Genomic DNA, 26,364 nt, shown 5'->3' on the forward strand with positions numbered 1-26,364 from the left:
CCTGTCCGGCTTACCCAGGGCCCTGAGAAGGGTCCTACGTCTCCCAGACGTGAAGCCTCCCTGATAAACTTGCCGGGCACATTGATGCCCGGCTTTTTTTTTGCTTTATCGCCTTCCCTTCCTGGCTCCATCCCGCCCTGCCGCACGCAGCTGTGATCAGCCGTCATCGCATCGCGACTTGGCAAGTGCCACCCATGGTTTCACTATGGGGACACCATATCGTGTCGATTAAAGACACCCCTTCGCATGACCGGGACATCGACCGCATGAAAAGCACACTTGGTGCCTTCCTGTTTGGCAAGAACGCCAACAGCCATCTGCCAGAACGTGTACAAAGCGCGATTGAAAAACAGCAATATGAAAGCGAAAAGCTGATCGGCTGGGTGCAGCTGTTGCTGGTGACGATCTTTGCCAGCCTCTATGCCATTTCCCCCAAGACCGCGATGTCCGATGGCATCCACCCTGTGCCATGGGCCTTGGGGCTTTATTACCTGTTCACACTCGAACGGCTTTATCTGACCTATCGTAAAAAGCTCTCGACCTGGTTTCTGACCCTGTCGGTGATTGCCGATATCGGCCTTCTGATGGTCCTGATCTGGAGCTTCCATATCCAGTACATGCAACCGGCCAGCTTCTATCTCAAAGCACCGACCGTACTTTATGTCTTTATCTTCATTGCGCTGCGCAGTCTGCGGTTTGATCCGCGTTATATCCTGATCGCTGGCGGCACGGCGGCGGCCGGCTGGATCATCCTGACCGGGTATGTCATCTGGTCGGAAGGCGGCAAAAGCATGATCACGCGCGATTATGTGACCTATCTGACTTCGAACTCGATTCTCATCGGGGCGGAAATCGACAAGATCATCGCCATCGTTCTGGTTACAGCCGTGCTGACGGTTGCCGTACTGCGCGCCAAACGGTCCTTTGTACGCGCCGTGACCGATGAAATCGCTGCCCGCGATCTTTCGCGTTTTGTCTCGCCCGAAATTGCCGATCGCATCACCCACGCCGAACAACAAATTCGCCCGGGCGATGGGGATGCGGTCAACGCGACCGTGATGTTTACCGACATCGAAGGCTTTTCGTCCGTCTCGGAAAAGCTGTCGCCCAAAGAACTCTCGACCATGCTCAATGAGTATTTTACCGAGACCAGCGCTGTGATCTCGCATTTTGGCGGGGTGATTACCCAGTTTGAAGGTGACGCGATGCTGATCACCTTTAACGCCGTCACCCCCGATAGCGACCATGCGCTCAATGCCGTGCGCACGGCCCTTGCCATTCAGGATCTCGCCAACCGGCGCATCTATTGCCATGGCGGACAGCTTAAAACCCGCTGCGGCATCAATACCGGCGAAATTGTTGTTGGTGCTGTCGGCTCCGAAAGCCGCCTGACCTTCACCGTACATGGCGATAACGTCAATATCGCCTCACGGCTCGAAGCCCTGAATAAGGAATTTGGCACCTATATCCTCGCGACCGAGGATACCGTCACCGTCTGCGGCAACCATGATGACATCCCGGCATGGACACCTTGCGGCGATGTCACCGTGCGCGGCCGGGAACAGCCAACCCGGATCTTTGCGCTTTCTCCGCTCAAGACCGCGGGCACAACACCGCTTAAAGACGTTGACAGCGATATCGCGGCACGCGGCTAAACAGGCCTGAAACCAGCCATCCAGACAAATTAAAAGCCCGGGGAGCTTTAAGCTCGCCCGGGCTTTGGGGACAGATGGTCTTGGGGAGACCTGTCAGATACGCTGCTGTTAACCGACACTTATTCTTAGAGTGAGGCGGGATAAGGTGGGATGATACGGGACCAAGTGGGATAAACCACGGTTTCCGGGGCATTGAGCTTGTAGGGATGCCTGCGCGAAACCGCTGAACCAGTTATTGGAGTGCATCCCTCTATTGGGGCATTCCGTCACTAGATGTTAGAGAGAGTTCTATTTGAGAACAAGTATTCGAACTCTCTCTGATTTTGCTCTGAGGCGGTTCTTAGTTATTCGATCGTAGCTGATATCAGCTGGCAACCTTTGTTAGTGATCTCGCCAGAAGCATAGCCAATGGTCATGCCGCCAAACCCGTTGCGCGCTCTGTATTTCATGATCACAGTGTGCATGCCATCTGCGGAGACTGGTGCAATCCGGGTTTCTATATGTTCATAGCTATCCGGATCTCTTAAGTTGTCTTCTACGTAACGTTCCAGTGCAGGCATGCTTCCATCCCAAGCGCTAAGGCAGTGAAAGCCCTTGCGATTGGTCTCAGCTTTCTCAGCAGCAATGCGTTCTTCCTCTGCCCGTTTGGCCTCTTCCTTTGCCGCCGCCTCTGCTCGCTCAGCTTGTTCCTTCGCTGCGGCTGCTTCAGCGGCAGCAGCATCCCGTTCTGCTTTTTCGGCGGCATGCATTTCTGTCACGCTAGCGTAGCCAAGTTCGTTGGCGCGGTTGATATCTTTAATTGCGCCGACGACAACGCCAATCAGAAGGCTAAGCAAGACAACGCCGGAAGCGCGCAATTTCGTCGTTATTTTAAGACTTTTGATCGGGCGGAAGAAGCCGATGCAACCTGCGAAAAACAAAACAACGGCAAGAAGCCCAAGAAAACCGGACATAATTTCCTCAACTATCGGTTCTAGATTGTGATGGAAAGCCCCCAGCTGGGGCTGAGCTTTTGGAATAAGTTTTGGTCACGGATGGATTTTTTTATTTTGTCAGAGGTAGTTGAGATCAAGGCCTCGAGCAAAAGCACGATAGTACGATAGTACGATACAGAGATTTTTTTTTCGAAATCCGGGCAGTTCTGTCCAAAGTTTACTTTTAGGAAAGTGCACTTTTCACAGTTTTTTTTTGAGTCGGGCAGAACGATTGAAAGCTCAAGGTTCTCAATGTTCACGGTCCCTCCGTAAACATTGATACCGGCCCCAACCTCAGTGGGATTACTCGTCTGTTCCTTGTTTCCGCGACCGTTGTCGTTGCGGGATCTCAAGGCGTTCATCAGGCGTGTTATTTCGTCCAGTTCTGCCATTTCGGGACTTTCCAAGCAAACTACTCATCACTGATTTTGGTTCAGTAAGACTCTGATCTTTCTCTTTCATTCTGGTTCGATAAAGTAAGTAAATCAACCTAGATTTGTCACTAGGCTCCATTGTTTCGCCTCTATCGTGCAAATCGGTCTCGACAGCCTGGATGGCGGCGAGGAGTACTTCTTCGTCTACAGCTTCATTCGCGCGGTCACTATCACTATGTGGCTCTGTGCCGAATGCGAGCCAATCCAGCGATACGTTGCACGCCAGAGCAACCTGAATGATTGCAGACCATGACGGATCGGTCGTGCCAGAAAACCACTTCTTTATTCCAGAAACCGAAAAGCCGATTTCCTCAGCTAGCGTTTCCTGAGTGAATTTCCCACGCATCGCTGTTTTCAGCCGACTGGCAAACGCTTTACGCTTCTGTTCCTGAACTGGAAAGTCCACTTTACGGTTCTTTTCCATGTTTACAGTTCCGCCAAGTCACTGAAATTGTTCAAAAAGTACCTCATAGGGTTCTCAGTTGGTAAAAAAGGAACCGTAAAAGGATTTTTTATGTTGAAAAGTTCCTTATAAGGGACCATAATTTCCTCGTTCACGGAATTTCTCATTCCAAGTCTATCGGCCTGGCAGGGCCGGGAAGTTCGAGGAGATGCCAATGGTGCGCAAGCACGACAAAAGCCCTCAGGAGATCCGGTTCGAATTGAACCAGAAGGGGCTTACCTTTGCTGATGTAGACCGTGCTTCCGGTTTTCGCGTCGGTACGACACGCGATGCAACCCGTCATCCCCATGCAGAGGGTGAGCAAGCGATCGCAGAAGCACTTGGTCTACAGGCAAAGGATATCTGGCCGTCGCGCTACGACGCCAAAGGCAAACGCCTCAAACCTCAACCTTCCCAGAACTATACGGATCGGCCACGGCTTCGTCACTGTCTAAAAGGAGAAGCCGCGTGAACAGTTCCCCGGATACGAACACGCAGAATTCTCTGTTGATCGGTTTGTTTGGTCGCTTCCGATCACAGGGAAAAGTGGCGGCGGCGTGAAACCCTCTCTCAACCCCCGCGCCGCCGCCACCTCTCAATTCATCTCTTACGGTTCTTATGAGGCTCTGAATGGCTGAAATGGTTGATATCGAGTTGATCACGATTGGTGAACGTCTGCGAGCCGTTGACCAAGACCATGTTGCAGTGATTGCAGACAGCATCCGTCAATGTGGACGTGTTCTGCAGCCAATTACGATCTCACGGAAATTTGCCACAAGGGACGCACTGCGCCCGGAGATGACCTTGCTTGCGGGTGCACACCGGTTGGCCGCTGCGAAACTGGCAGGTCTTGATGTGATCCCTGCTGAAATTGTCGACGATATCAAGCCGCTTCAAGCCAAACTAATAGAGATTGATGAGAACCTTCTGAGACACGAATTGAACCCTCTGGATCGGGCGGTTTTCCTTGCCGAACGCAAGCGCATTTACGAAGAGCTACACCCTGAAACAAAGGCCGGTGTTGCCGGTGCAAAAGCCAAACATGGGTCTGCAAGCGACACGATGTCGTTTGCAAAAGATGCAGCAGATCGTCTGGGCTTTAACCCACGCACGATTGAGCGATCAGTAAAGATCGCCACCAGCTTGTCACCGGAAGTTCGCAAGAACCTTGTCGGCACCGACCTTTCCAAAAACCAAAGTGAATTACTGCTTTTGGCCAAGCAGGAGCCGGACGCGCAGATCAAGATTGTTGAACTGATCCTTGATCAGAAGCACGGGGTTAAATCGGTTAAAGCCGCGCTTGAGCGAACCAGTGGCAAGCCGAAGGTAGTTGCGGATACGACTCAAGCCGAAATCAAAAAACTGATGGATGCCTGGCGTCATTCAGGTCTTACCGCACGACGGACGTTCGTCCGAGAGCTGTCAGCCGGAGATCGTCTTCTTCTCCAAGATTTGCTCGATATGGCAAATCCTGACACCGAGGAGGCTGCTTGATGGCACGGCAACGTTCAGATCGCAAGACACTGGACCTGCTGAGCTGGCATCCCTCCAGCCCGAAGGTCGAAAGGTTCGAAGAGCAGATGGTTCGAGCAGCGACCATCAGCGGCAAGATCGCACTGGCGGTGTCTCGCATTCTTGCAGATGTGAAGGTCCGCGAAAAGGAACCGCTGGAACGCGAGGACGTAGCACGCCGCATGGGAGAATTTCTTGGTGAAGAAGTCTCCAAAAACATGCTCGACGCCTATGCTAGCCAATCCCGAGAAGATCACAAAATCAGCGTGCCGCGTGCTGTTGCGCTCATGCACGCGACCGATGATTACAGGCTTTTGACCCTACTGGCCGAGGAGCTTGGCCTGACCGTAATTCCACGGAAATACGAAGGCACGGTTCGCGAAGCCATCCTTGCTGAAAAAATCGAAGAGCTTAACGGGGAGCTTCATTCTCTCCGGCGCGGGAGGAAGTCGTAATGCAAGAGTGGTTTTCACCCGCTGAAATCGCCGAACTGAGGTTGCCAAGCACACCGGGCACCAAGATGGGTGTCAATGCGTTGGCAGATCGCAACAACTGGCGTGATGCATCCACCCATAACAATGACCCGCTTGCAAGGAAACGCAAAGGGCGCGGCGGCGGTTGGGAATATCACTGGTCATTGCTGCCAATACCGGCCCAAACAGAGCTACAAAAGCGAGAGATCGCCCGCAAGAAAGCCGAAGCACCGCAATCAAATGGACGGGGTTCGACTGCTGCCCGCGTAGATTGGGAGTGGTTTGAGGCTCTGCCGGAAGCTCGGAAGAAAAAGGCACATGATCGGTTTGCTGTTCTTGATGCGATTTGCACTCTGCAACGTGGTGCGCTTTCAAAAGATCAAGCCGTATGCAGCGTTTCTGCACAACAGAACATCGGTGCATCCACGATCTACAACTGGTTCAAGCTGGTTGAAGGTTTGGATCGCAAAGATTGGTTGCCTGCCCTCTGTCCACGACATGCCGGCCGCACGAAGAAGGTGCCTTGTGACCCGCTCGCTTGGGAATGTCTGAAGGCTGATTTTCTTCGCCTTGAAAAGCCGCCATTTGCTGCCTGTTATCTTCGACTTGAGACAGCGGCGCAGGAGAATGGTTGGACGATACCAGCTGCACGCACACTGGAACGGCGGTTGGAAAGCGAAATACCGGCTCCGGTTCGTGTCTTGCTGCGCGAAGGTAGTGAAAAACTCAAGATGATGTATCCGCCCCAGGTGCGCGACAGATCAGAATTCCACGCTATGGAAGCGGTCAACGTTGATGGTCACAAATGGGACGTATGGGTTGAGTTCCCGGATGGCGAGATTTGCCGCCCAATCATGATTGCGATTCAGGATCTGTATTCCAACAAATGTGTCGCCTGGCGCGTAGATAAATCCGAGAACTCTGACCTCGTTCGACTGGCCTTTGGTGATTTGTTCCGTGAATACGGTATCCCGGATCATGCATGGCTTGATAACGGTCGCGGATTTGCTGCCAAGTGCATTTCGGGCGGCACGCCAAACCGTTTCCGGTTCAAGGTCAAGCCTGAAGAACCAAGCGGTATCCTCACCGCACTGGGCATCAATATCCACTGGACCACACCGTATTCCGGGCAATCCAAGCCAATCGAACGCATGTTCCGGGATTTCTGCAACCACATTGCGAAACATCCGAAATTCGCCGGTGCCTACACCGGCAACAAGCCGGATGCCAAGCCGGAAAACTACCGCAGTAAAGCGATCCCGCTTGATGAATTTTTGAAGGTCGTTGGCGAGGGCATTCGCGTCCACAACGCACGTCCGAAGCGCAATACGCGGGTGTGCGGTCGGGTTCGGTCTTTTGACCAAGCATTCGATGCCAGCTACGCGGATTCCGTCATCCGCAAGGCAGCACCCGAGCAATTGCGCATGTGCCTGCTTGCCGCCGAACAGATCCGCACGGATCAGCGCAGTGGCCGGATCGAGCTTATGGGGAACTTCTATTGGGATGAATGCCTGCATGATCACATGGGCAAGTCGATCATGGTGCGGTTTGACCCGGACTTCCTCCATGACAGCGTTTACGCCTATCGCCTTGATGGCAGTTTCATCGGTGAAGTCGGCCTTTGGGAGGCCAGTGGGTTCGCTGATCGCAACGCGGCTCGCGAACATGGCCGCAAGCGTCGAGCATTCATCAATCTGACCAAGAAAGCCGCCGAGATCGAGCGCACACTTTCACTTGAAGAATACATGGATCTGCTTCCGGACAGCGATGACGCCGACGCGGCACCGCAGCCCGCTGCTGTTCGCCTGGTTACAGGCAACCTTGCACGCCAAGCCGAGGCATTACCAACACCTGATGACGAAGAAGATTTTTCACGGAATTTCCGGGCTGGTCTGCAGATCCTGCAGGGCGGACGGGATGAGTGAGGGCGCGCCGCCGCCAAGCATTGCGCACCCTCTTTGATCAAGACGACCAATAAAGGATTTTAGCATGAACAATATCGTTGCGACAGACAGCACTTTTACAGACGAAGAGATTCAGGAAATCCGCAGCCGTGTCCAAGAGGTCATGGACGCAGAGGGCTACAGCCAAGCCGATGTGGCAAAGCTGACCGGTGTAAAATACGGCACGTTCACTGGCTGGTTCAAAGGCACTTATGCCGGCAACAATTCCCGCGTGGCGGGCGAGGTTCAAATCTGGCTGTCAGGTCTGGGCGAGAAAAAGCAGACGGCAAAGCGGGTGCCGCGCATCCCTGACTATGTTGAAACCCCGTCAACGATCGAGTTCATGAGCGCGTTGCAATATGCCCACGTGCTGCCGGAAATCGCCATTATCGCCGGTGGTGCCGGTATCAGTAAGACGACAGCGTGCGAACAATATGCCCGTACCAATCGCAATGTCTGGGTGGCGACCATGGAGCCGAGCACCAAGGGCACGCACGGCATGTTGCTTGAATTGGCAGAAGTGCTTGGCATTACCGAGAAGTCACCAACCAAGCTGTCAAAGGCAATCGTAAACCGCGTTGATGGCACCAACGGCTTGATCATCATCGACGAAGCCCAGCATTTGACAACTGAGGCGCTTGATCAGGCGCGGTCCATTTATGACAAGGCACGCGGAACTGTCGGGCTGGTGTTTGTTGGGAATGAAACGGTTTACGCCCGACTGGAAGGCAACGGACGCAAACCCGGTTTCGCGCAGCTTTTTTCACGGGTTGGCGTGCGCTGTACACAAAACCAACCGAAAGCAGCCGACATGTGTGCGTTGATCGCTGCCTGGGATATCACTGAAAAAGAAGAAATCCGATACCTCAAGGCGATTGCGCGTAAGCCAGGCGCTCTGCGTGGGATGACCAAATGCTTGCAGTTGGCAACCCTTCTGGCGAATGGCGCAGGCGTTCCCCGCACAATCGAGCACATCAAGATGGCGTGGGAAAAACATTCCTCGTCAGCAGTGTAAGGAGGCCCCAATGCTTAGTCAGAAACTCTCAAGCGTCACGGCCGCCCTTCGCAAGCAGGCCAACATCCATGACGGCAAACTTCAGCTCGATACGCACATGACCGATATCTTGCTGAGCAATCTGCAGGATCTGGCCGGTCAGGTCGGCAATTACGAAAATACCGAGGGACCGATCCTGATAGCCAATCCCTGCCTGGATGCGATCGAGCGTGCAGTTGCACGCGGTCAGGTGGTCAGTCTGGCTGATCGGCGCACGGCGGCGAACCTGCAGCGGGATTTGCCGCCAGATGATGGAGGGTCGGTGGCATGAAACGTCGTTGCTCATTCGGACAGTGGTGCCGGTGGATGCGTTTCATCTGGTTCCCGTCCGTCAGGGGGCAGTGATGGTTCGCTGCTACTGGCCTGAAAAAGTGATCGCAATCCCGAGAAATGAGGAAAACGCTATGTCGATGGCCGAAATCGAACAGAAAACTCAAGGCTATGCTGCCGCACGTATCGAACTGCAGGAAGCCGTTACAGCGCTGCAGGAAGATATCGACAAGGTCAAGGCGCGCTATATGGGCATGATCCGCAAGCAAGCCGAAACCGTGCGCGAGCATGAGGCCGCCTTGAAGAAGGCGGTCGAGGGGGCACCGGACCTTTTTGCCAAACCGAAGTCACGCACTTTCGCGGGCATCAAAGTGGGCTTTGGCAAACAGCCAGGTCGGCTTGAATGTCCGGATGATGCGCCACTGGTTGCTGCGATCCGGAAGCTTTATCCCGATCAATTTTCATCACTGGTGAAGGTCACGGAAACGCCGGTCAAAAAGGCGCTTGGCAACCTGCCGGGTAAAGACCTGAAACGCCTTGGTGTGTCGGTGGTGGATTCTACCGATACCGTCATTGTCAAGCCGCAAGACAGTGACGTGGACAAGATGGTTGCGGCGCTCATCGAGGAGGATTGAGAGATGGTATTCGTCGAAATCAGCCCACCAAAGAAGTATGCGAAGCCCACCATCCAGCCGGACGAAATTCAGCTGTCAACGCGCAAAATGCGCGGGTGTCGCATGATTGTCTTGCGGTTCGGAGAACAGGCACTCAAGCGGCTCAGGCTCAAGACAGGAAGTGAATATGCCGCCCGCTGGGGCATTGGTGATCATCAAGGAAAATTGCGCCTGAACGAAGTTACCAAAGGGTGGCCCTTGAAAATGCCAAAGCGCGGCAAGACTGCGCAAATCACCCTTTCACGCCTTCCCGAGCAGTATGAAGGGCGAGAATTCCAGGCCAAGAAAATCACCGGTGAACACATTGACGGTGTGCTGGGCCGCAGTGACCCGTTCGTTCAGCTCATCCTGCCATCTGACTTCTTTGCCGAGCCGGAGGATAGCGATGAGCAAGCGTAAGCCAACTGTCCTGTACTCGGTGCTGCTGACAGATCGCCGCAACGTCTATGTTCTGGCACGTCACGCCAAGGGAGCATTGAGCGTTGCCATATCGCATGGCTACACCCCGGATCGCAGCCCCGGTGTCAGGCCGCGCCGCGCCGTTGATGTGCTCAAGGATCGGGCGATCAACTTCAAGTCTGCTGAGGGGGAGGCAGCCTGATGTTTGCTTATTGCTACGAGGGTGGAGACATCCAGTTGGGCGAGCAGCTGCCTGTGAATGCGATCAAGCTCGCAAGCGGTCCTGAAGCCATTCTTCGCCGCCGTATCGGTTCAAACCGTCGCGTGCCTGGCATCCCGGCCGAGGACGCAATTGGTGACCGCCAGGCAATCGAACAATACCGACGATTTCTGATGGCACCACGCAGACGTGTGCGTGGTGGCTGATGAGCCAACCGGGGTCGACCCGAACCTGTTGCAAGTCCTTTGGTTCGGCCCCGGTACCGCTTCAGCAACGAGCAGTCCACGGACTGCTGATTGGTGCAGCGGCGAGCGGAGATGAGGGCGTTATTGCCAAAACCGTCAAGGCCGCAAGGCCGACCGGAATGGTCCGCTGCACCACCCTTTAACCGAGGAGCAGAACATGAAAAAGTTCAAAGGTCATCTTAACCACAGGCAAGTTCTGGCGGCATGTGCCAAAGCCGGGTTTGAGGTTGATACCTCTCGCTACGATGATGGTGGAGACTGGATCACCATCTGTGGAACGTTCGGAGACAAGAGCCTCCGTATCATCTACTCGATCTGGAACGGCAAGTTCATCGGGGAGCTGCCCGATGGCGCTGTTTTCAGCGAAGCCAGCGAACGTTTCGAAGGCTCCGACTGGTACGACGCCATCTTGGATTTTCTTTACATCGCAGCTGACGACAAGGCTGCATGAAATGTCTCATCACTCCGCACATAACCCGGATGCACGCGCTGCGCTTGCCGATTTGGCAATCGTCGCGGCCGGGTTTCTGCGCGGTCGCGGCCGCATGAAGGCCCGTGAACATCTGCGCAAGGCCATTCATGAAGCGAACGAAGCGTTGAGGGCCGGTGGATCGGTTGCAGATCATCCTGTGACGATCTCCGACCCTGAACAGTTGGTTCGCGCCTACATCGAGGCCGGTGGCAACTGGCAGGAACTGGTCGCGGCCGTCAGTCGCCATTCACTTGAGGGGGCAACGCGGCGTCATGATTAAGAAGTTCGCCAAAGAATTCTTGGAAGTCCGCCCGACTGGTGGTTTTCGCGTCATCCTGGCTGACCCGGCTTGGCCGTTTGCCAATTACTCGCCCAAGGGAGAGGGCAAAGGGCCAATGGCCCACTATGACTGCATGACAGTGGGTGAGATTGCGAAGATGCCGGTCGAGATTTTGGCGGCGGATGATTGCGCCTTGTTCATGTGGGCGACTTGGCCATTGATGCCCGAATGGAACCGCGTTCTGAAAGCGTGGGGTTTTGCGTTCAAAGGGCTTGCCTGGGAATGGCGAAAGTTCAATCCGGACACCGGCAAATATGCGTTCGGTACCGGCTACGGCACGCGAAAGAACCTGGAGCCGTGCCTGTTGGCGACACGCGGAAATCCGTCGCTTAGATCCGAGCTGCCTGATGATCTGTTTGGTGTCGGAAGCGTGCCTGAAGGGGTGCGCTCTGTCCGCGACTGGATGGAGTGGTGGCCTGATGACGAAATCCGCGCCAAAGCGCGCGGGCACTCCCGAAAACCTGACGAACAATATGACCGGATCGAAACGATGTTTTACGGTCCATATATCGAGCTGTTTGCGCGTCAGCGCCGAAAAGGCTGGTCGGCATGGGGTAACCAGGTCGACAAGTTTGGAGACGCGGCATGAACCATATCGCGTCAAACAGTACCAAGCCAAACGGATCGGTCTTTGCACGACCACCTCGCGGGCCGCGACGTGATCGACGGGCGATCAGGATTGAGACCCTAAAAAAGAGATCGTTTGATACGGCGCGGCTGTTTTGTGCTGGTGGCTGGATATTGGCCGGACCCAAGGATGTGATCCCGGTTGCCCCGCTTGAGGCGGTCCTTCTGATCACGCTTGCAGGGCATCGACTTGCAACGGACGAGATCCTGATGGAAGCGCTTTGGCCTCATCCGGACGATATGCCCGACTATTGGGCCGATCAAATCAAAGTCCGGGTGTGCAAGCTCAAGAAACAACTCAAACAGGTTGGCGCTACCGAACAGATTGTCAACGAATTCGGCCGTGGATACTGGCTTCGGAGGACTGCGATATGAGTGCGTCCTGGCTAGAAACCGCTCGCAATATCATAGCCGAGTTGGACCGAAGTCTACCCGCCGACTTGTCGCTGAAAGAACGACGGAAGGCTGTTCGTGAGGCTTACCCGTGGGGTGAGCGCAGCATGTGGCCATACAAGGCATGGTGCAAGGCGCAGCGCGAATATCTCTCCCGGTTCGTGACACCAGAAGAGAGGCTGCGCAACCTTCCTCTCACACCGCTTGAGCGTCTGGTTGCCAAGTCAAAACGCGGAGATCAATCATGAGTGCTGTTCGCAAACCCAAAAAGCAGATCGATCCGTTCCGTCGCAGCCTGTATGCGAAGATCGAGATCGCCAAGAAAGAGCTGGCACTCGATGACGACGCATACCGCGATATCATCGGACAGAAGTTCCCGGGCAAAAGTAGCCGGACCCAGCTAGGCGCAGCGCAACTGGGCGAGCTGATCGATCACTTCAAAACACTTGGTTTCAAGCCAAAGCGCAAAGCACCCAAACGTGCAGGTCGGGCACGGCTTGCGGACAGTGATACCGCGCGCAAAATCCGTGCGCTATGGATCTCTTTGTTTCATCTCGGCGTGATCTCAGACCCTTCTGAGAGCGCCTTGGGGGCATTCGTCAAACGGCAAGCCAAGGTCGATGACGCTGCTTTTCTGGTGCCGGAACAATCCTACAAAGTGATTGAAGCTCTCAAGAGTTGGGCTGAGCGCGAGGCCAAGGTTAACTGGTCGCCCTATCCGATCGGGTTCCGCGACAAAATCGAACGACCGCGTTGCCGCATTCTCGAAGCGCAATGGAAGATCCTGCATCCCGGAAAGTTTGACATCCTCGATCTCTGCCGGTGGGTTGAGCGGTTTGTGAAGAGCCCGCGCCAGATTTCGCATGTTCATCTGTCTGATGATCAGGCCGACCAGGCAATAGAGGCCCTTGGTGCGCGTGTGCGTGCGCTGAAAGGCGGTGCCAAGTGAACCTTGATGCACTGATCGCGCACCGCACCCATTGTTTTCTGCACGTGCTGAAACGGGCGCGCGCCAGACACATCGATCTTTCACCCGCCGCAATCGAGAGCCTGCAGGATGCGATTGAACGCCTTGAGCGTGCCTTTGTTCGCGATGGTCAGGCCAGATATCGTCTGACGGTTCGTCACGCTGGCCAGTGGCTGGTTGTGACCTATGACGCTCGTTTGCATTGCCTGGTCACTGTCTGGACTCATCCAAATAGGAGGCACCTATGACCAAGCGTGTTTGTCCTGCTTGTGAAGGTACAGGGTGGCTATGGATCTGGCCGTGTGATGTGTGTCGAGGGTCTGGGACGGTAGAGGCAGATCGCGCTAGTGAAGCGAATGCAGCTACGTCGAAAACTAAAGCAGTAGTGAAGGACAATGGGCATGCCTGATCTTCCGCTCCCGCACGGCTTAACTCAGATCGCTGAGGCATCAGATGCGGAAACCGCGTTGAAGATTGCGTTGGAACGCGGCGGCTCACGGTTGCGGATTCCTCAGAAAGCCGAGGGATCTCTATTAGAGCAAATTGTTGGGATTGACGCCGCCCGCAAGATCGTGAAGGATCTGGCCGACGAACGGATTGATATTCCGCTGGCCAAAAAGATCGTTGCCGGATGGCTTCATGATCAGGGCTGGAGCCAAGAGAAGATCGCCGTGCGGCTAAAGATCAGTCGTCGAACCGTGCAATACTGGCAGTCAGGCCAGACGCCGAGCCGCCAAGCCGACCTATTCAATTCCCTTTGATATCCTCATAGTGGCGCAACCGTTGCGCCCTCACACTCGTGAGGATAGTCGCGCATCTTGCTACCAACACAGTTGGAGCAAGTCATGTACTCCCCCGCGTTTAAAGCTGCCATTCAAACCGTCCTTTTGCATGAGGGCGGTTTTGCAAATAACCCTGCCGATCCGGGCGGGGCAACCAATTTCGGGATCAGCCTGCGTTTCCTTGTTCAGCAAGGCATGATCGATCTGGATGGCGATGGCTTCCATGATTTCGATTTTGACCGGGATGGTGACGTCGATATCGATGATATCCGGGCTGTGCCCAAGGACGCCGCTGTCGAGCTTTATCACCGAGAATGGTGGCAGAAATTCAAATATGACGTTCTGCCTGCCGAGGTTGCCGCTAAGACTTTTGATCTGGCGGTGAATATGGGTGCCTCGCAGGCGCATAAGCTGCTTCAGCGGGCCTGCCGATCGTGCGGTGAGAACATCCTTGATGATGGAGTGATCGGGCCTGTCACCCGCAGAACCCTTTTCGATCTTGATCAGTGGGGCGTGATTACAGCGTTCCGTTCGGAAGCAGCCGGTTTTTACCGGGGGCTTGTCATTGCCAAACCGTCGTTTGTCGAGTTCCGCGACGGGTGGCTTAACCGCGCTTACGCCTAGGAGAATTCAATGAATAGCGGCGTTGTAAAAACCAAAAACTGGTGGCAGTCCAAAACCATTATCGGCGCAGTGGTGTCGTTGGTTTCTACCCTGCTTGCCAGCTTCGGCGTGGCGATTGCACCGGAAATGCAGACTGAGATCGTGACTGTCTTGATCTCATTTGGTGGTGTGATTGGCACGTGCCTGTCAATCTACGGCCGTATCTCGGCAAAGCACACCATCGGCAAGATCAACAAAAGCGCAGTACGCTCAATCGCGATTGCCCTACTTGTCTTCGGTGGACTTGGTCTTGCCGGTCCCATCGCGTGTGCGTCCTATACCGCATACGAGGCAGAGGAGGCCACACCGGCGCAAACAGTTTTTGCCCTTCAGTCGGATTATAATGCGGCTCTGGCCACTGCAACGGAGTTTGTCCGAAGTCCGAACACGGACCCAGATGTTGCGGACACCATTCGCCGCTTGGAAATCGCCGCGCACGATGCGCTGATGACAGCGCAAAAGGCTGTGCGATCTGGTGACAGCCCGACAATCCCGGTTGCAATTTCCGCCGCCCGGTCAGCCATGACCGAGTTTGGTCGATACCTTGCTGAGAAAGGAGCTTTGCCGTGAGTGCAGCAAACCTGATCCTGATGGGCATTCAGATTGCCAACGCTATTGCGGCAGGTGTGCCCGGGGCCATCAAGGCCAAGGAAGCGATCGACAAAATGATTGCGGAAGATCGTGATCCGACAGAGGCCGAATGGGCCGAACTGAACACTGTGACCAATGCGCTACGTCTGCAGCTCCATGAAAGCAGCGATGATGCCTGACGTGATTGACGCAGCACAACGAACAGAAGAGCTCTTGCGAGACCAGGCGATGGCCCAGTCTCGCAAGAGCCTTGGTTCGCATGGTCAAACAGACTGTGTGGATTGTGGGGAACCGATCGCACCGAAACGGCTGGCGGCAAATCCACATGCATGCCGATGCCTTGATTGCCAAAACAGCCTTGAGCAAGGGGGATAGCGTCCGTGACGTTAGAATTACTGAGCAAGTACGGTTGGTTGCTCGCCTTGGTCTCTCAGCTGTTCCTGGGGTGGGTTGGCTGGTCGCTCAAGAAGCAGTTCGTGACCCGAGAGGATTACGGCAAAGATGCAAAGCGATTTGTCGATGAGCTCGAAGCATTGGAAAAGCGCCTGGATGACTTTCATCGCCGTATGGAACGGGCGGAAGGACGGCTCGATGACATGCCGTCCCAGACAGAGATCCACGAATTGAGTGTTGCGCTTGAAAAACTGTCTGGCGAACTCGGACGGGTCGTTGAACGCGTCGAAGCATCCAACGTCAATCAAAGCCGATTGGAACGGGTGATGGATCGCGTTGAAACCTATCTGCTTACGAACAACGGAGGCATCCAGCGATGAGCTATCGGGATTTTGTAAGCGAAAAACGCCGCCTGACCATCCTGCGTTACCTGACTGAAGAAAACGGCTATTCGGCCAATGACAGCGTCATGCATTCGGTCGTTGAGCATTTTGGGTTTAACTGCTCACGGGATGTAGTGCGGGGTGACTTCGCCTGGCTTCGTGACCTTGGTTTGGTCTCGGTCGAAGAAGTCTCAGATGATGTGCATCTCGCCAAGATCACGCAGCGCGGTATTGATGTGGCCAAAGGTAACGCGCGCGTTGCCGGTGTTGCCCGCCCTAGTCCGGGGAACTGACATGGCCCCGAAATCCAAGATCGAAACAGAACTATCGCAGGATGATCTGAAAGACTTTCGTCATTTGATGGCGACGGGGCGTTGTTCGATCGACGGTCTGGTAAGTTGGCTTGATAAGCGCGGTTACGAGATTTCTCGTTCTTCAGTCGGGCGTTATAGCCAGAGCTTTGAGAGGGTCGCGGCGCGTCTTCGTGAATCGCGCAAGATCACAGAGGCTGTTACGTCAGAGCTTGGTGAGGCAGCGGTTCAAGGCAAGCAAGGCCGATTGCTGGTCGAAATGACCCGATCGCTTGTCTTTGACCTTCTCATGAAGCTCCAGGAGCCTCAGGAAGATGAGGACGGTGACGGCGCCGGGATTTCGGCCAAGGACGTCATGATGCTTGGTAAAGGACTTGCAGATCTTGGGAAGGCCCTTCGCCAGGACCAGGACTTTGAGACGAAGGTCCGCGAACAGATCGCCGCAGAAGAACGCAAGAAGGCGGCAGATATCGTTGAGCAAGCTGCAGCCAAAGCTGGCAAGGGTTTGTCGCGTGCAGCTGTTGACTCGATCAAAGCCGAAATTCTGGGCGTAGGTTAAGCATCATGGAACTGGCTGAAATCAACTCGGCACCCTCCGATTTTGACCCGTCGCAGTTTGATGCGGACGAGGTCTTGCTGAAATACCAGCGCGACTGGATTGCAGATACGTCCGATATCAAGTTGGCCGAGAAGTCGCGACGCACGGGCCTTACCTGGGCGGAAGCCGCTGATGCAGTTCTGACCGCAGGCGCGTCAAAGTCTGCTGGTGGTGGCAATCACTTCTATGTCGGGTCTAACCGTGAGATGGCGGTTGAATTCATTGATGCCTGCGCGATGTGGGCAAAAGCATTCAATCAGGCGGCTGGCGAGATTGAGGAAGAGATCCTTCAGGATGGTGACAAGGATATCCTGACCTTCAATATCCGGTTCTCAAGCGGGTTTAAAATTCAAGCGCTGTCGTCACGTCCAAGCAACCTTCGCGGTCGCCAGGGCAACGTGACGATCGATGAGGCCGCGTTCCACGATCACCTTGATGAAGTGCTGAAGGCGGCAATGGCGCTTACCATGTGGGGGTCAAAGATCCGGATCATCTCAACCCACAACGGGGTTGAGCATCTTTTCAATGAGCTGATCGAAGATACCCGTGCAGGCAAGAAGCCCTATAGCATTCATCGGATCACACTTGATGATGCCTGCGAGCAAGGGCTTTACCAGCGCATCTGCCAGATCCGTGGGATCGATTGGAGTGCGCAAGCCGAAAAGGCTTGGAAGGAAAAGCTGCTGGCCGGTACCGCGTCAAAAGAGGACGCTCTCGAAGAATACTATTGTGTTCCGAAGTCTGGCGGTGGCGCATATCTATCCCGAACTCTTGTCGAAGCACGCATGTTCGAGGCTCCCGTCATTCGCTTTGAGTGTGATGAGGAGTTTCGTCAGTTATCCGATGAACAACGCAAAATCGAGATCAACGAGTTCTGCCGTACCAATTTCGCCCCGCTGTTGGATGAGCTTGATGAAAAGGACGACCACGTTTTTGGTGAAGACTTTGGGCGCAGCGCCGACCTTACGGTTATTGCTCCCATGGCGATCAAGCCATCTTTAAAACGGGTTGTTCCTTTCTTGGTCGAGCTTCGAAACGTGCCTTTCAGATCTCAGGAACAGGTTTTGTTTTACATCGTGGACAGATTGCCCCGATTGCGTGCCGGCAAACTGGACGCACGAGGTAATGGGCAGTACCTGGCCGAGCGGGCAGTAGATCGCTATGGAGCATCGAGAATTGAAGCGGTGATGATTAGTCAGTCCTGGTACCTCGATGTCATGCCCAAATTCAAAGCGCGCTTCGAAGACGATCTGATAGCGATCCCGCGTGACCGTGATGTGAGCGATGATTTGCGAGCAATTCAGGTGATCAAGGGTATTCCAAAGATACCAGACGACAAAACTGGCGAAGCGAAAGATCGGCATGGGGATGCAGCCATCGCGTTGGCAATGGCCGATAGTGCCAGCGATGCAGACGGTATCGAGATCGACTTCACCGTTGCGCCGAATGGTAGCAAGTTTCGTGGAGGCCGATCAGACATAGATGACGAGTTTGAAGACACCGGCATGTTGACCGGATTTGGTTCTTCTGGTGCCTGGTAAGGAGTGACTTTCGTGAACCTGAAATCAATCATCAAGCAAATTTGGGATGGCGATGGGAAAGCACTCGACGAAGAGCAGAGTGCTGGTGAAAGCCGGATCGGCCAACTCAAGAAAGAGTTTTCTCAGCATCCGTCCAAAGGACTGACACCCGAAAAACTTCACAAGATTATGGAAGAGGCCGAACAAGGAAACCTTCTGTCCCAGTCCGAACTCTTTGAGGACATGGAAGAGAAAGATCCGCAGATTGGGTCTGATCTGGCCAAGCGACGACAAATGGCCGCAGAACTGGAATGGCAGATTGCAGCCCCTGAAAACGCTACGCCGGCAGAGAAGAAAGCGACTGAGTTCTGCTCTGAGGTGCTTGGTGGACTTGATATCGAGGATCTGATTATCGATATGGGGGCCGGAATCGGGCACGGGTTTGCAATGCTTGAAGTGCCGTGGGACCGCGAGGGTGACAAGCGTGCAGTTAAACAACCGGAACTTAGGCCTCACAGCTGGTTTCGTCTGCATCCGGATGACCAGAACAAGTTGATGATCCGTGATGAGAGTGCCACGGGTGCAGAACCATGGGCGCTCGGTTGGGTTCAGCACAGACATCGTGCGCGCCCCGGATACATTGCTCGCACTGGTCTTCATCGCATGCTGGCATGGCCATATCTTTTTCAGAACTATGCGCTTGGAGATCTTGCGCAACTGCTTGAGATTTACGGATTGCCTGCACGCTTGGGATACTATCCACGAAATGCGTCGGAAAAAGAGAAAGCAGCTCTGCTCCGGGCCGTCGTTAGCCTGGGCAATTCGGCGGCAGGCATTGTTCCAGAAGGCATGAAAATTGACTTTCTGCAGGCGTCCCAGGGACGTGCTGATATGTACAAGGTCATGCTGGACTGGTGCGAGCAGGCAAAAGCAAAGGTGATTCTTGGTGGCACTTTGACCAGTGGTACAGGTGAAGGCACCAACACCAACGCCCTTGGTAATGTCCATGAGCGCGGTTTGGCCAGTTTGATTGGCTCGGACGTGAGGCAGTATGCAGCGACCATCCGACGGGATCTGCTTTGGCCGATGGCGGCATTGAACTTTGGCGTTGAGGATCTAAACCGAGCACCGAAGTTCTGGCTCGATACTGGTGAGGTAGAGGACTACAAAGTCTTGGCAGAAGCTCTGCCAACATTTGTGGGCATGGGGATGAAAATCCCGCAATGGTGGGTGCATGAGAAATCGGGCATCCCAAAAGCGACGGATGAGGATGATATCCTCGTCGCAGGCCCTACCGTTAGTCCTTCAGGTGAAAATGACTTCGGTGCATTGACCAGGAAAAGGCAAGCCGCACTTGCGGCGCTGCGCGCAAAACCCATTGTTGACGATGCTACGAGCGATCAACTCGGGATACTTGCGGGTGAAGATCCTACCGAAACATGGAGCAATCAGATACGAACTCTTGCTGAAACTGCAGACAGCCTCGAAGACTTGCGTGACAAGCTGGTTGAAATGATCCCTGATCTCGATGCAACGCAGTTGGCAGACTTAATGGCTGAGGCAATGTCTGCGGCGCATTTGGCCGGTCGCTATGACATTGTGGAAGGTCTGTAGATCCGATGCCTTCGTCTGTGAAATACGGCTCGCTTCCGTTCAAAAAGCAGATCGAGTTCTTTCAAAAGAAACTCGCAATGCCGACGAAAACCTGGACCGATATTTATGCCGGTGAGCACGACCACGCGTTCATGGTTGCGGGTGCCGCGAAGATGGCCATTGTCGAGGATTTCCAGCGCACCATCGGTGACATGATCGAAAATGGTAAGACAATTGCAGATTTCCGAAAGGAGTTTGATGCAATCGTCGAGCGCCACGGATGGGCATACAAGGGCGGTCGGAATTGGCGAACACGGGTAATCTACGAGACCAATTTGCGGCAAAGCTATCATGCCGGCCGAGAAGCTCAAATGGCAGATCCGGAACTTCGCAAGGCACGCCCATATGGTCTCTACCGTCACGGTGGTTCAGAAGATCCAAGGCCAGAGCATCTTGAGCTGGATGGTACCGTGCTTCCGCTTGATGACGAATTTTGGGACACCTGGTCACCACAGAATGGCTGGGGGTGCACGTGCAAGAAATATATGGTTTCTGACCAGGACATTGCCCGTCTGAAGTTGAAGGTCTCCGAACGCCCACCAGTCGTTGAGACAGAAACCAAGACCATTGGCATTCGCGGACCAAACCCAAGAACGGTTACCGTCCCAAAAGGTATTGATCCTGGGTTCGAACATCGGCCAGGTGCAAATCGCTTACGTGGCGTTACGCCTGCTCAGTTGGATGAGCCAATAAGATCTGAACCAGGCCGAACTTTCCCGGCTCGTCTGGCCGAGGATGCTTTGCCTGCAACCCGAGAATTGCCGACCAAGCTACTACCTGAAGGTCTTGACGATGAGACGTATCTCAAAGCGTTCTTAAAGGAGTTTGGCGCTGATATTGGTAAGCCGGTGGTGTTCAAAGATGCAGTTGGCGAGCGGATCTCTATTTCCGAGGCATTGTTTTTGAATAACAAAGGCGAGCTCAAGGTCACGAAGCGTGAGCGTGCGCCCTATTTGCCATTGTTAGCCGCAACCGTCCTGTCACCAGATGAGATATGGGTTGCGGCAGAATGGCATCGTTCGATCGGAAGAGCCGTTCTGCGTCGTCGATATATCGCCCGATACACTGTGGAAGGGTCGGCCACACCAGGCATTGCCGTTTTTGAGTGGGGGCGTGGCGGTTGGGCCGGTGTCACGACATTTAACAGCTCAGACGAATATGTAGAGCGGTTCCGCCAAGGCGTTAGACTGTATCGCAGAGAAGAATAAGGCCACGACACTGCACTGTCATGGCCCAAGCGTGCATGAGGAGTAGAGGTCGGTTGCAGCGACTGCTCATGCTGTTGATCTAATTATGGGATGATCTCATGGCGGGTTCAAGTATCGATTTCAGGGTTTCGTTTGATGAACGTCCAGCCTTGCAGAGTTTGTCGAACCTAGCAGCTTTGAGCTCGAACATGGGGCCAGTGCTTCGCGACATTGGCGAGTATCTCGATTTGTCTCACCGCCTAAGATGGGATCGAGAAGAGTCGCCTGGCGGGAAGTCGTGGGCACCTTTGAACCCGGCGACGTTAAGCAGAAAGGCGCGCAAGGGACGCAATCGTGGCATCCTGGTTGAACGCGGAAACCTTCGTGATTTACTGAGCTATCAAATATCTGGAGAAAGCCTGTATTACGGAACCAATCAGGTTTATGGCGCAGCTCAGCACTTTGGTCGACCAGAGATCAACCTTCCAGCCCGTCCATGGCTGGGCATTTCAGATGACGATGAGAGAGCAATTGAAGACATCTTGGTAAAGCATATTTCCGATATTACCGGACGCTAAACACTGAAAATCGGGTAAGCCGATTTCAGCCGGGTAGATTAAACGATGCTCTTAAAATGGCCCGTTGTACCTCTCAAGTGCCCAAACCCGCCTCTCAGGCCTCTTATTGGCTCTTAATTTTATAATCCGTGCCGTCGTCTCCACAGTTGCGCGACGAACCTGACTGGGGTAGCGTCAGATCGCTGGCACGCTCGCCTCTATTTCCCAATCCGAAGTCACCGTTTTGTATCCCTCTCGGGCAAGGGGCGCAACAATTGCGCCCTTATGAGTGTTTGCGCGATCGCAGAAGATCAGCGCATGAAAAACGCGAACCTCAAAACATCCCCCGATAACGGGCTTATTGCTGCTTGTGCTGTCGACCTGTCGGGTTCGACCGGAGACGCACGCAGAATTATTCCGGCTGGATCGTTTGACGCGCCCAACGGCTCGCTCAAAGGTCAGGGGCCGTGGGTGCTCGACCGCCAATCGGCAGAGCTGCTTATTGCACGAGGTCATCAGCGGAGCACGGATATCGTTGTTGATTACGAGCATCAGTCGTTGCTCTCCAATCAGAACGGTCAACCGGCACCGGCGTCGGGATGGTTGAAGCCTGACACCTTGGAGTTTCGTGATGACGGTCTCTACGGGGTGATCGAATGGACCGCAGCCGCCAAGAAAGCGATTGAAGCTAAAGAGTATCGCTATCTGTCTCCTGTTTTCACCTACGACCGCGAAACCAAACACCCGCTCGATCTGCTGCAGGTCGCACTGACCAATACGCCAGCGATCGATGGTGGTGGCGTGCAAGCTCTTGCCGCTGCGCGATCCGCCTTCAAACAGCCGGCAGACATCGCGCCGGGTTCTCAATCAAATTCCGAGGAGGATGATCCGATGGATCTCAAACAGATCGCCGAGGCACTCGGCCTGAAAAACGACGCCGACGAAAAAGCAGTGCTGGGTGCTGTCGCCGCATTGCGCAAGGCAGATGCTGACTTGGCAGCATTGCGCAAGGAACTTGAAGTTTCTGACGATGGCGACCCGAAAGAAGCGATCGCAGCTCTTAAAGCTGGCTCCGCTGATAGCGTCCCGCGCGAAGTTTATGACGAAATGGCAAGCAAGGTTGCTGCGCTCAAGGCCGGTAGTGATCAGGCGCAAAAGGACAAGCTGATCGAGGAAGGTCTCGCCGATGGTCGCATTCCGGGTGAAGCAACAGCGAAGTGGCTCAAGACCCAGGATCTTGCTGTTTTGACCAAGCACCTCGAAGACGCCAAACCGCTTGCTGCCCTGAAAGGTATGCAGACCGGCGGTAAGAAACCTGCTGCCGACAAAGACGGCGGCGAAGGTGATCTTTCAGAAGCTGACCTTGCGGTTTGCAAAGCAATGAACATCAAACCGGAAGACTATTCCAAAGCAAACGCTTGAGCCGTTGAAACGGCTCCAACCAAGAGGATGCTGAGATGACCGCAGCTACTAAGAACCGCAATACCCCGACCCGTGCAGGCCTTCGTCGCGCCGGGAAGGTCGCCGCCGCAGCCCATTGTTTTGCCGGGACCATCGCAGTCCAGAATGCCTCCGGCTACGTGGAACCTGCCAGCACAGCCACCACACTGATCGCATTGGGGGTGTTTACTGCAGAAGCAGACAACACAAACGGTGCAGATGGTGATGTTGTTGCTGAGTTCGATCGGGGCTGTTTCCGCCTGGCGAACTCGGCTGATGCTGACGCAATCACGTCGGCTGACATCGGCAAGGCTTGCTACCTGGTCGACGATCAGACTGTCGCCAAGACTGATGGCACGGCATCGCGCAGTAAGGCCGGGATTGTCGATGAGGTCGACGATCTTGGTGTCTGGGTTCGGATCGATCCGACCAGCGGTGTTCTTGTTTAACCCTATCGGATAAGGAATTTTCGTCATGGATTTGACGCCACAGAACCTTGAAGCCGTCTTCAAAGGATACAAAGCACAGTTCCAGCAGGGTATGGCCTCGCTGGGCGGTGACGCCGAACTTTGGAAGAAGTTCGCAATGGAAGTGCCAAGCACAACCGCTGTCGAAGTGTATCCGTTCCTCAAGACCCTTCCGCGCCTTCGCGAATGGATCGGCGACCGTGTAATCAGTTCTCTCGAAGCAGCTGATTTCTCGATCAAGAACCGCAAGTTCGAACTCACTGAAGGCGTCGAACGCGATCGGATCGAAGACGACAGCTTTGGCCTATACGGTCCTGTTGTTCAGGAATTTGGCCGCAGCTCGGGTGAGCACCCGAATGAGCTTTGCGTTGAAATGTTCGAGGCAAATCCGGATTGCTATGACGGTCAACCGCTGTTCGACACCGACCATGTTGTTCTTGATGCAGATGGTCAGGAACAGAGCGTATCAAACGACATGGGTGGTTCTGGCCCTGCCTGGTACGTGATGGACCTCTCACGCGCTATCAAGCCGGCCATTTTCCAGAAGCGTCGCGATTACAGTTTCCGCGCGATGAATGACTTGAGCAGTGAGCAGGTGTTCATGACAGACCGGTTCATGTTCGGTGTTGATGCGCGCGTCAATGCCGGTCCAGGCCTGTGGCAGCTGGTCGTTCGCAGCAAGCAGACCTTTAACGCGGCAAGCTATGCAGCCGCTCGCCAGGCGTTGACCGCGCTTAAAGGAGACCATGGTCGCCCGCTTGGCTTGCGTCACACTCATACGATGGTGCCGAATACACTTGAAGGGGCTGCACGCAAGGTCATCAGCAATTCGTTGGCGGCTGGTGGCGAGACCAACGAGTGGGCAGGAACTTCCGAGCTGATCCTTAACCCGTGGCTGGCGACCTCTTAATCGCCAGTCCATAACCCGGTCAGTGAGGAAAGTACAATGGCAACGCGCAGCAACCGCAAGTCCACCGCCGCAAAGAAGACGGTTCCACAGAAAGAAGGAACTGAAGGCACCACAGCAGTCAGTTCCGATACCAAACCGGCGTCGACTGAAGCGTCAGCATCGGCCGGGGAACCGGAACCGCAGGCAAGCCCGGAACAGCAAAGCCCTCAAGGCAAGGTCGCATCAGATAAGGGCGTTAAATCAGAGCGCGGTGCATCTGATGAGACGTCGTCTGAGTTGCCGTCGAAGGTGACAGTCTGCACGGTTCGCGGAAAAACCGAACATCGTCGCTCCGGGATCAAGTTTACGCGATCCGAACAGGTTGTGGATCTGTCGGAACTCGATCAACGGAAAGCCGACGCGATTGTCAATGATCCGAAATTGATCGTTGAAGCGGTCAACCAGGAAACCTGAACGTCAGATGCAAGGGTAGCGAACGGCTATGGCCTATCTCACCGAGCAAGATCTCACTCAGCGGATTGGCGCAGCAGAGTTGCTGCGCCTCTCCGATAGAGATGGAGACGGACAGGCCGATGCTGGTGTCATCACTGGCGCGATTTCCGAAGCAGAGAGCACGATTAACGGCTACCTGACTGGTCGTTACAGTCTGCCGATCACGCCGGTGCCTGCGTTGCTAACAGGCCTCGCTGCTGACATCGCACTATACAACCTCCATCCATGGGGGGCTCCTGAAGAAATGCGTCTGCGCTTTAAGGATGCGATGGCGACCTTGAAGCAAATTGCTGCCGGAGATCTTGTTCTCAGTGCTGAGAGGGTTCCCAGCGTGAGCATGCCTCAATGGGGCGACAGCGGGCCTGTCTTGTCTGAGCCAAGACGGAAGGGTTTCTGATGGCACTCGTTTTTGAGATTCCGGATCTGACCGCCGCTATCGAAGATCGCCTCAAGGCAATGGTGCCTGGATTGAAAACGGTCGAGGGCGTTACGTCCCTCTCCGATGTGATCGATCGAAAAATCCTCCCGAGCCATACACCTGCGGCTTGGGTGCTTGATCTTGGGGCAACGGGTGACAGACCGGACTTCACCACGGGCGAGTTTTCTCAACCCATCACCTCGACGGTCGGGATCGTCATCGCAGCTCGAGCGAATGATCGGTTGGCAAACCAGGCGGGTGGAAAGCTCAAGCCTCTTAGCATGGAGATCATGGCTGCACTGTCGGGCTGGTCTCCAGACATTGATCAGACCGAAAGAATGCAGTTCAGCCGCGATCGACTGATCGAAGTGAACAAAGGGGCGATCTGGCGTCAGGTCGACTTTACCGTCGAGTGGACTTTGCACGGTACCGAACCGGAACGTGCTGATCTTGATGATTTCAAAACTGGTGTCTCCGAGTGGGATCTCGCGGCACCTGACGGCACGACGGATGCCAAAGACACGATCACACTGGAGCAAGACCAATGACCAACAAAGTCAATGTTGTGCCTGGAAAGGACGGCTTGAAGGTGCGTACCGAAAATGGTGCCCGCCATATCCGCCCCAAAGGCGAGAGCGTTTCGCTCACTTCCTATTACCGTCGTCGGATCGCTGCAGGTGATCTCAAACAGGTAAAAGATTTGCCTGAAGAGACCCATGAACCCGACACGCCAGTGGCCGAAGAGGAGGTCACTCTCGGCTCGCTTCTCAAAACGCTTGATTATAGCGACCAGGCGCAAGCGACCGAGGATGGGAAACCGTCTCTCACCTATCTCTCAGACATTCTAAATCGCCGTGTGACGCGCAAGGAAGTTGACGCGGCCCTGAAGGAAATGGAGGCCTGAA

38 protein-coding genes are annotated in these 26,364 nt (G+C 54.6%); 36 read left to right on the plus strand and 2 right to left on the minus strand.

Going from position 1 to position 26,364, the window contains the following annotated elements; translation table 11 throughout:
- Positions 1-221: 221 nt before the first annotated feature.
- Entirely contained in the window at positions 222-1,655 is a 1,434-nt protein-coding gene (locus CMO10_RS08490; protein WP_297020714.1) for an adenylate/guanylate cyclase domain-containing protein, read from the plus strand.
- A gap of 344 nt (positions 1,656-1,999) precedes the next feature.
- On the opposite strand, the gene CMO10_RS08495 is transcribed toward CMO10_RS08490, so the two are convergent.
- Complete coding sequence (locus tag CMO10_RS08495; protein WP_297020716.1) at positions 2,000-2,608, minus strand: hypothetical protein; 609 nt, start codon at positions 2,606-2,608, stop codon at positions 2,000-2,002.
- Between the two features lie 324 nt (positions 2,609-2,932).
- Positions 2,933-3,487, minus strand: coding sequence for a helix-turn-helix domain-containing protein (locus CMO10_RS08500; protein WP_297020719.1), 555 nt, complete (start codon positions 3,485-3,487; stop codon positions 2,933-2,935).
- Between the two features lie 193 nt (positions 3,488-3,680).
- On the opposite strand from CMO10_RS08500, the gene CMO10_RS08505 reads away from it, so the two are divergent.
- From CMO10_RS08505 to CMO10_RS08670, 35 genes are all read left to right on the plus strand, one after another.
- On the plus strand, positions 3,681-3,977 hold the full coding sequence (locus CMO10_RS08505; protein ID WP_297020722.1) for a helix-turn-helix domain-containing protein: 297 nt from the start codon (positions 3,681-3,683) through the stop codon (positions 3,975-3,977).
- 158 nt (positions 3,978-4,135) lie between these two features.
- On the plus strand, positions 4,136-4,999 hold the full coding sequence (locus tag CMO10_RS08510) for a ParB/RepB/Spo0J family partition protein (RefSeq protein WP_297020725.1): 864 nt from the start codon (positions 4,136-4,138) through the stop codon (positions 4,997-4,999).
- Positions 4,999-5,472 carry a phage regulatory CII family protein gene (locus CMO10_RS08515; RefSeq protein WP_297020728.1) on the plus strand — a complete coding sequence of 158 codons (474 nt, stop codon included), beginning with the start codon at positions 4,999-5,001 and terminating at the stop codon, positions 5,470-5,472. The genes CMO10_RS08510 and CMO10_RS08515 overlap by 1 nt, the downstream gene beginning before the upstream one ends.
- Positions 5,472-7,415 (plus strand): transposase domain-containing protein, encoded by a 1,944-nt coding sequence (locus CMO10_RS08520; protein ID WP_297020731.1) that lies wholly within the window; start codon positions 5,472-5,474, stop codon positions 7,413-7,415. The genes CMO10_RS08515 and CMO10_RS08520 overlap by 1 nt, the downstream gene beginning before the upstream one ends.
- A 64-nt stretch (positions 7,416-7,479) precedes the next feature.
- Complete coding sequence (locus CMO10_RS08525; RefSeq protein WP_297020734.1) at positions 7,480-8,448, plus strand: AAA family ATPase; 969 nt, start codon at positions 7,480-7,482, stop codon at positions 8,446-8,448.
- Positions 8,449-8,458: 10 nt separating this feature from the next.
- Positions 8,459-8,758, plus strand: a complete 300-nt coding sequence (locus CMO10_RS08530) for a hypothetical protein (protein ID WP_297020737.1) — start codon at positions 8,459-8,461, stop codon at positions 8,756-8,758.
- Positions 8,759-8,891: 133 nt separating this feature from the next.
- Positions 8,892-9,392 (plus strand): host-nuclease inhibitor Gam family protein, encoded by a 501-nt coding sequence (locus CMO10_RS08535; protein WP_297020740.1) that lies wholly within the window; start codon positions 8,892-8,894, stop codon positions 9,390-9,392.
- Between the two features lie 3 nt (positions 9,393-9,395).
- Positions 9,396-9,830: a hypothetical protein gene (locus tag CMO10_RS08540; RefSeq protein WP_297020743.1), complete on the plus strand. Its 435-nt coding sequence runs from the start codon at positions 9,396-9,398 to the stop codon at positions 9,828-9,830.
- Positions 9,817-10,032, plus strand: a complete 216-nt coding sequence (locus CMO10_RS08545; RefSeq protein ID WP_297020747.1) for a hypothetical protein — start codon at positions 9,817-9,819, stop codon at positions 10,030-10,032. Before CMO10_RS08540 ends, CMO10_RS08545 begins: the two co-directional genes overlap by 14 nt.
- Positions 10,032-10,256 carry a hypothetical protein gene (locus CMO10_RS08550; protein WP_297020748.1) on the plus strand — a complete coding sequence of 75 codons (225 nt, stop codon included), beginning with the start codon at positions 10,032-10,034 and terminating at the stop codon, positions 10,254-10,256. The genes CMO10_RS08545 and CMO10_RS08550 overlap by 1 nt, the downstream gene beginning before the upstream one ends.
- A gap of 196 nt (positions 10,257-10,452) precedes the next feature.
- A complete protein-coding gene (locus CMO10_RS08555; RefSeq protein ID WP_297020749.1) occupies positions 10,453-10,746 on the plus strand; it encodes a hypothetical protein in 294 nt (97 codons plus the stop codon).
- Position 10,747: 1 nt separating this feature from the next.
- Positions 10,748-11,047: a hypothetical protein gene (locus CMO10_RS08560; RefSeq protein WP_297020751.1), complete on the plus strand. Its 300-nt coding sequence runs from the start codon at positions 10,748-10,750 to the stop codon at positions 11,045-11,047.
- Entirely contained in the window at positions 11,040-11,696 is a 657-nt protein-coding gene (locus CMO10_RS08565) for an MT-A70 family methyltransferase (RefSeq protein WP_297020753.1), read from the plus strand. The genes CMO10_RS08560 and CMO10_RS08565 overlap by 8 nt, the downstream gene beginning before the upstream one ends.
- Complete coding sequence (locus CMO10_RS08570) at positions 11,693-12,109, plus strand: helix-turn-helix domain-containing protein (RefSeq protein WP_297020755.1); 417 nt, start codon at positions 11,693-11,695, stop codon at positions 12,107-12,109. Before CMO10_RS08565 ends, CMO10_RS08570 begins: the two co-directional genes overlap by 4 nt.
- A 262-nt stretch (positions 12,110-12,371) precedes the next feature.
- A complete protein-coding gene (locus tag CMO10_RS08575) occupies positions 12,372-13,076 on the plus strand; it encodes a gp16 family protein (protein WP_297020756.1) in 705 nt (234 codons plus the stop codon).
- Entirely contained in the window at positions 13,073-13,342 is a 270-nt protein-coding gene (locus tag CMO10_RS08580) for a hypothetical protein (protein WP_297020759.1), read from the plus strand. Before CMO10_RS08575 ends, CMO10_RS08580 begins: the two co-directional genes overlap by 4 nt.
- 153 nt (positions 13,343-13,495) lie before the next feature.
- A complete protein-coding gene (locus CMO10_RS08585) occupies positions 13,496-13,855 on the plus strand; it encodes a helix-turn-helix domain-containing protein (protein WP_297020761.1) in 360 nt (119 codons plus the stop codon).
- Positions 13,856-13,939: 84 nt separating this feature from the next.
- Entirely contained in the window at positions 13,940-14,500 is a 561-nt protein-coding gene (locus CMO10_RS08590) for a glycoside hydrolase family 108 protein (protein ID WP_297020762.1), read from the plus strand.
- A gap of 9 nt (positions 14,501-14,509) precedes the next feature.
- Positions 14,510-15,109: a plant Invertase/pectin methylesterase inhibitor family protein gene (locus tag CMO10_RS08595; RefSeq protein ID WP_297020763.1), complete on the plus strand. Its 600-nt coding sequence runs from the start codon at positions 14,510-14,512 to the stop codon at positions 15,107-15,109.
- Positions 15,106-15,309 (plus strand): hypothetical protein, encoded by a 204-nt coding sequence (locus CMO10_RS08600; RefSeq protein WP_297020764.1) that lies wholly within the window; start codon positions 15,106-15,108, stop codon positions 15,307-15,309. The genes CMO10_RS08595 and CMO10_RS08600 overlap by 4 nt, the downstream gene beginning before the upstream one ends.
- A 49-nt stretch (positions 15,310-15,358) precedes the next feature.
- Complete coding sequence (locus tag CMO10_RS19785) at positions 15,359-15,505, plus strand: TraR/DksA family transcriptional regulator (RefSeq protein ID WP_363928338.1); 147 nt, start codon at positions 15,359-15,361, stop codon at positions 15,503-15,505.
- Positions 15,506-15,510: 5 nt separating this feature from the next.
- Complete coding sequence (locus CMO10_RS08605; RefSeq protein WP_297020765.1) at positions 15,511-15,903, plus strand: DUF2730 family protein; 393 nt, start codon at positions 15,511-15,513, stop codon at positions 15,901-15,903.
- Positions 15,900-16,199: a VpaChn25_0724 family phage protein gene (locus tag CMO10_RS08610; RefSeq protein ID WP_297020766.1), complete on the plus strand. Its 300-nt coding sequence runs from the start codon at positions 15,900-15,902 to the stop codon at positions 16,197-16,199. The genes CMO10_RS08605 and CMO10_RS08610 overlap by 4 nt, the downstream gene beginning before the upstream one ends.
- Position 16,200: 1 nt before the next feature.
- Positions 16,201-16,776 carry a DUF3486 family protein gene (locus CMO10_RS08615; RefSeq protein WP_297020768.1) on the plus strand — a complete coding sequence of 192 codons (576 nt, stop codon included), beginning with the start codon at positions 16,201-16,203 and terminating at the stop codon, positions 16,774-16,776.
- A 5-nt stretch (positions 16,777-16,781) separates the two neighbouring features.
- Positions 16,782-18,356, plus strand: a complete 1,575-nt coding sequence (locus CMO10_RS08620; protein WP_297020770.1) for a terminase large subunit domain-containing protein — start codon at positions 16,782-16,784, stop codon at positions 18,354-18,356.
- 12 nt (positions 18,357-18,368) lie between these two features.
- Positions 18,369-19,949 (plus strand): DUF935 domain-containing protein, encoded by a 1,581-nt coding sequence (locus CMO10_RS08625; protein ID WP_297020773.1) that lies wholly within the window; start codon positions 18,369-18,371, stop codon positions 19,947-19,949.
- 5 nt (positions 19,950-19,954) lie between these two features.
- Positions 19,955-21,196 carry a PBECR2 nuclease fold domain-containing protein gene (locus CMO10_RS08630; protein ID WP_297020775.1) on the plus strand — a complete coding sequence of 414 codons (1,242 nt, stop codon included), beginning with the start codon at positions 19,955-19,957 and terminating at the stop codon, positions 21,194-21,196.
- A gap of 98 nt (positions 21,197-21,294) precedes the next feature.
- Positions 21,295-21,753, plus strand: a complete 459-nt coding sequence (locus CMO10_RS08635) for a phage virion morphogenesis protein (protein ID WP_297020778.1) — start codon at positions 21,295-21,297, stop codon at positions 21,751-21,753.
- A gap of 297 nt (positions 21,754-22,050) precedes the next feature.
- Positions 22,051-23,154 carry a phage protease gene (locus CMO10_RS08640; RefSeq protein ID WP_297020780.1) on the plus strand — a complete coding sequence of 368 codons (1,104 nt, stop codon included), beginning with the start codon at positions 22,051-22,053 and terminating at the stop codon, positions 23,152-23,154.
- Between the two features lie 35 nt (positions 23,155-23,189).
- On the plus strand, positions 23,190-23,621 hold the full coding sequence (locus tag CMO10_RS08645; RefSeq protein ID WP_297020783.1) for a hypothetical protein: 432 nt from the start codon (positions 23,190-23,192) through the stop codon (positions 23,619-23,621).
- A 25-nt stretch (positions 23,622-23,646) separates the two neighbouring features.
- On the plus strand, positions 23,647-24,549 hold the full coding sequence (locus CMO10_RS08650; protein ID WP_297020785.1) for a Mu-like prophage major head subunit gpT family protein: 903 nt from the start codon (positions 23,647-23,649) through the stop codon (positions 24,547-24,549).
- Positions 24,550-24,585: 36 nt separating this feature from the next.
- Positions 24,586-25,002, plus strand: a complete 417-nt coding sequence (locus CMO10_RS08655) for a hypothetical protein (protein WP_297020789.1) — start codon at positions 24,586-24,588, stop codon at positions 25,000-25,002.
- Positions 25,003-25,030: 28 nt separating this feature from the next.
- Positions 25,031-25,438, plus strand: a complete 408-nt coding sequence (locus tag CMO10_RS08660) for a gp436 family protein (protein ID WP_297020791.1) — start codon at positions 25,031-25,033, stop codon at positions 25,436-25,438.
- Complete coding sequence (locus CMO10_RS08665; protein ID WP_297020794.1) at positions 25,438-26,007, plus strand: phage tail terminator protein; 570 nt, start codon at positions 25,438-25,440, stop codon at positions 26,005-26,007. The genes CMO10_RS08660 and CMO10_RS08665 overlap by 1 nt, the downstream gene beginning before the upstream one ends.
- Positions 26,004-26,363 (plus strand): DUF2635 domain-containing protein, encoded by a 360-nt coding sequence (locus tag CMO10_RS08670; RefSeq protein ID WP_297020796.1) that lies wholly within the window; start codon positions 26,004-26,006, stop codon positions 26,361-26,363. Before CMO10_RS08665 ends, CMO10_RS08670 begins: the two co-directional genes overlap by 4 nt.
- The last annotated feature ends 1 nt before the right edge of the window (position 26,364 follow it).

Origin of the sequence: Thalassospira sp. (assembly GCF_002709775.1) — a bacterium.
Lineage (GTDB): Bacteria > Pseudomonadota > Alphaproteobacteria > Rhodospirillales > Thalassospiraceae > Thalassospira.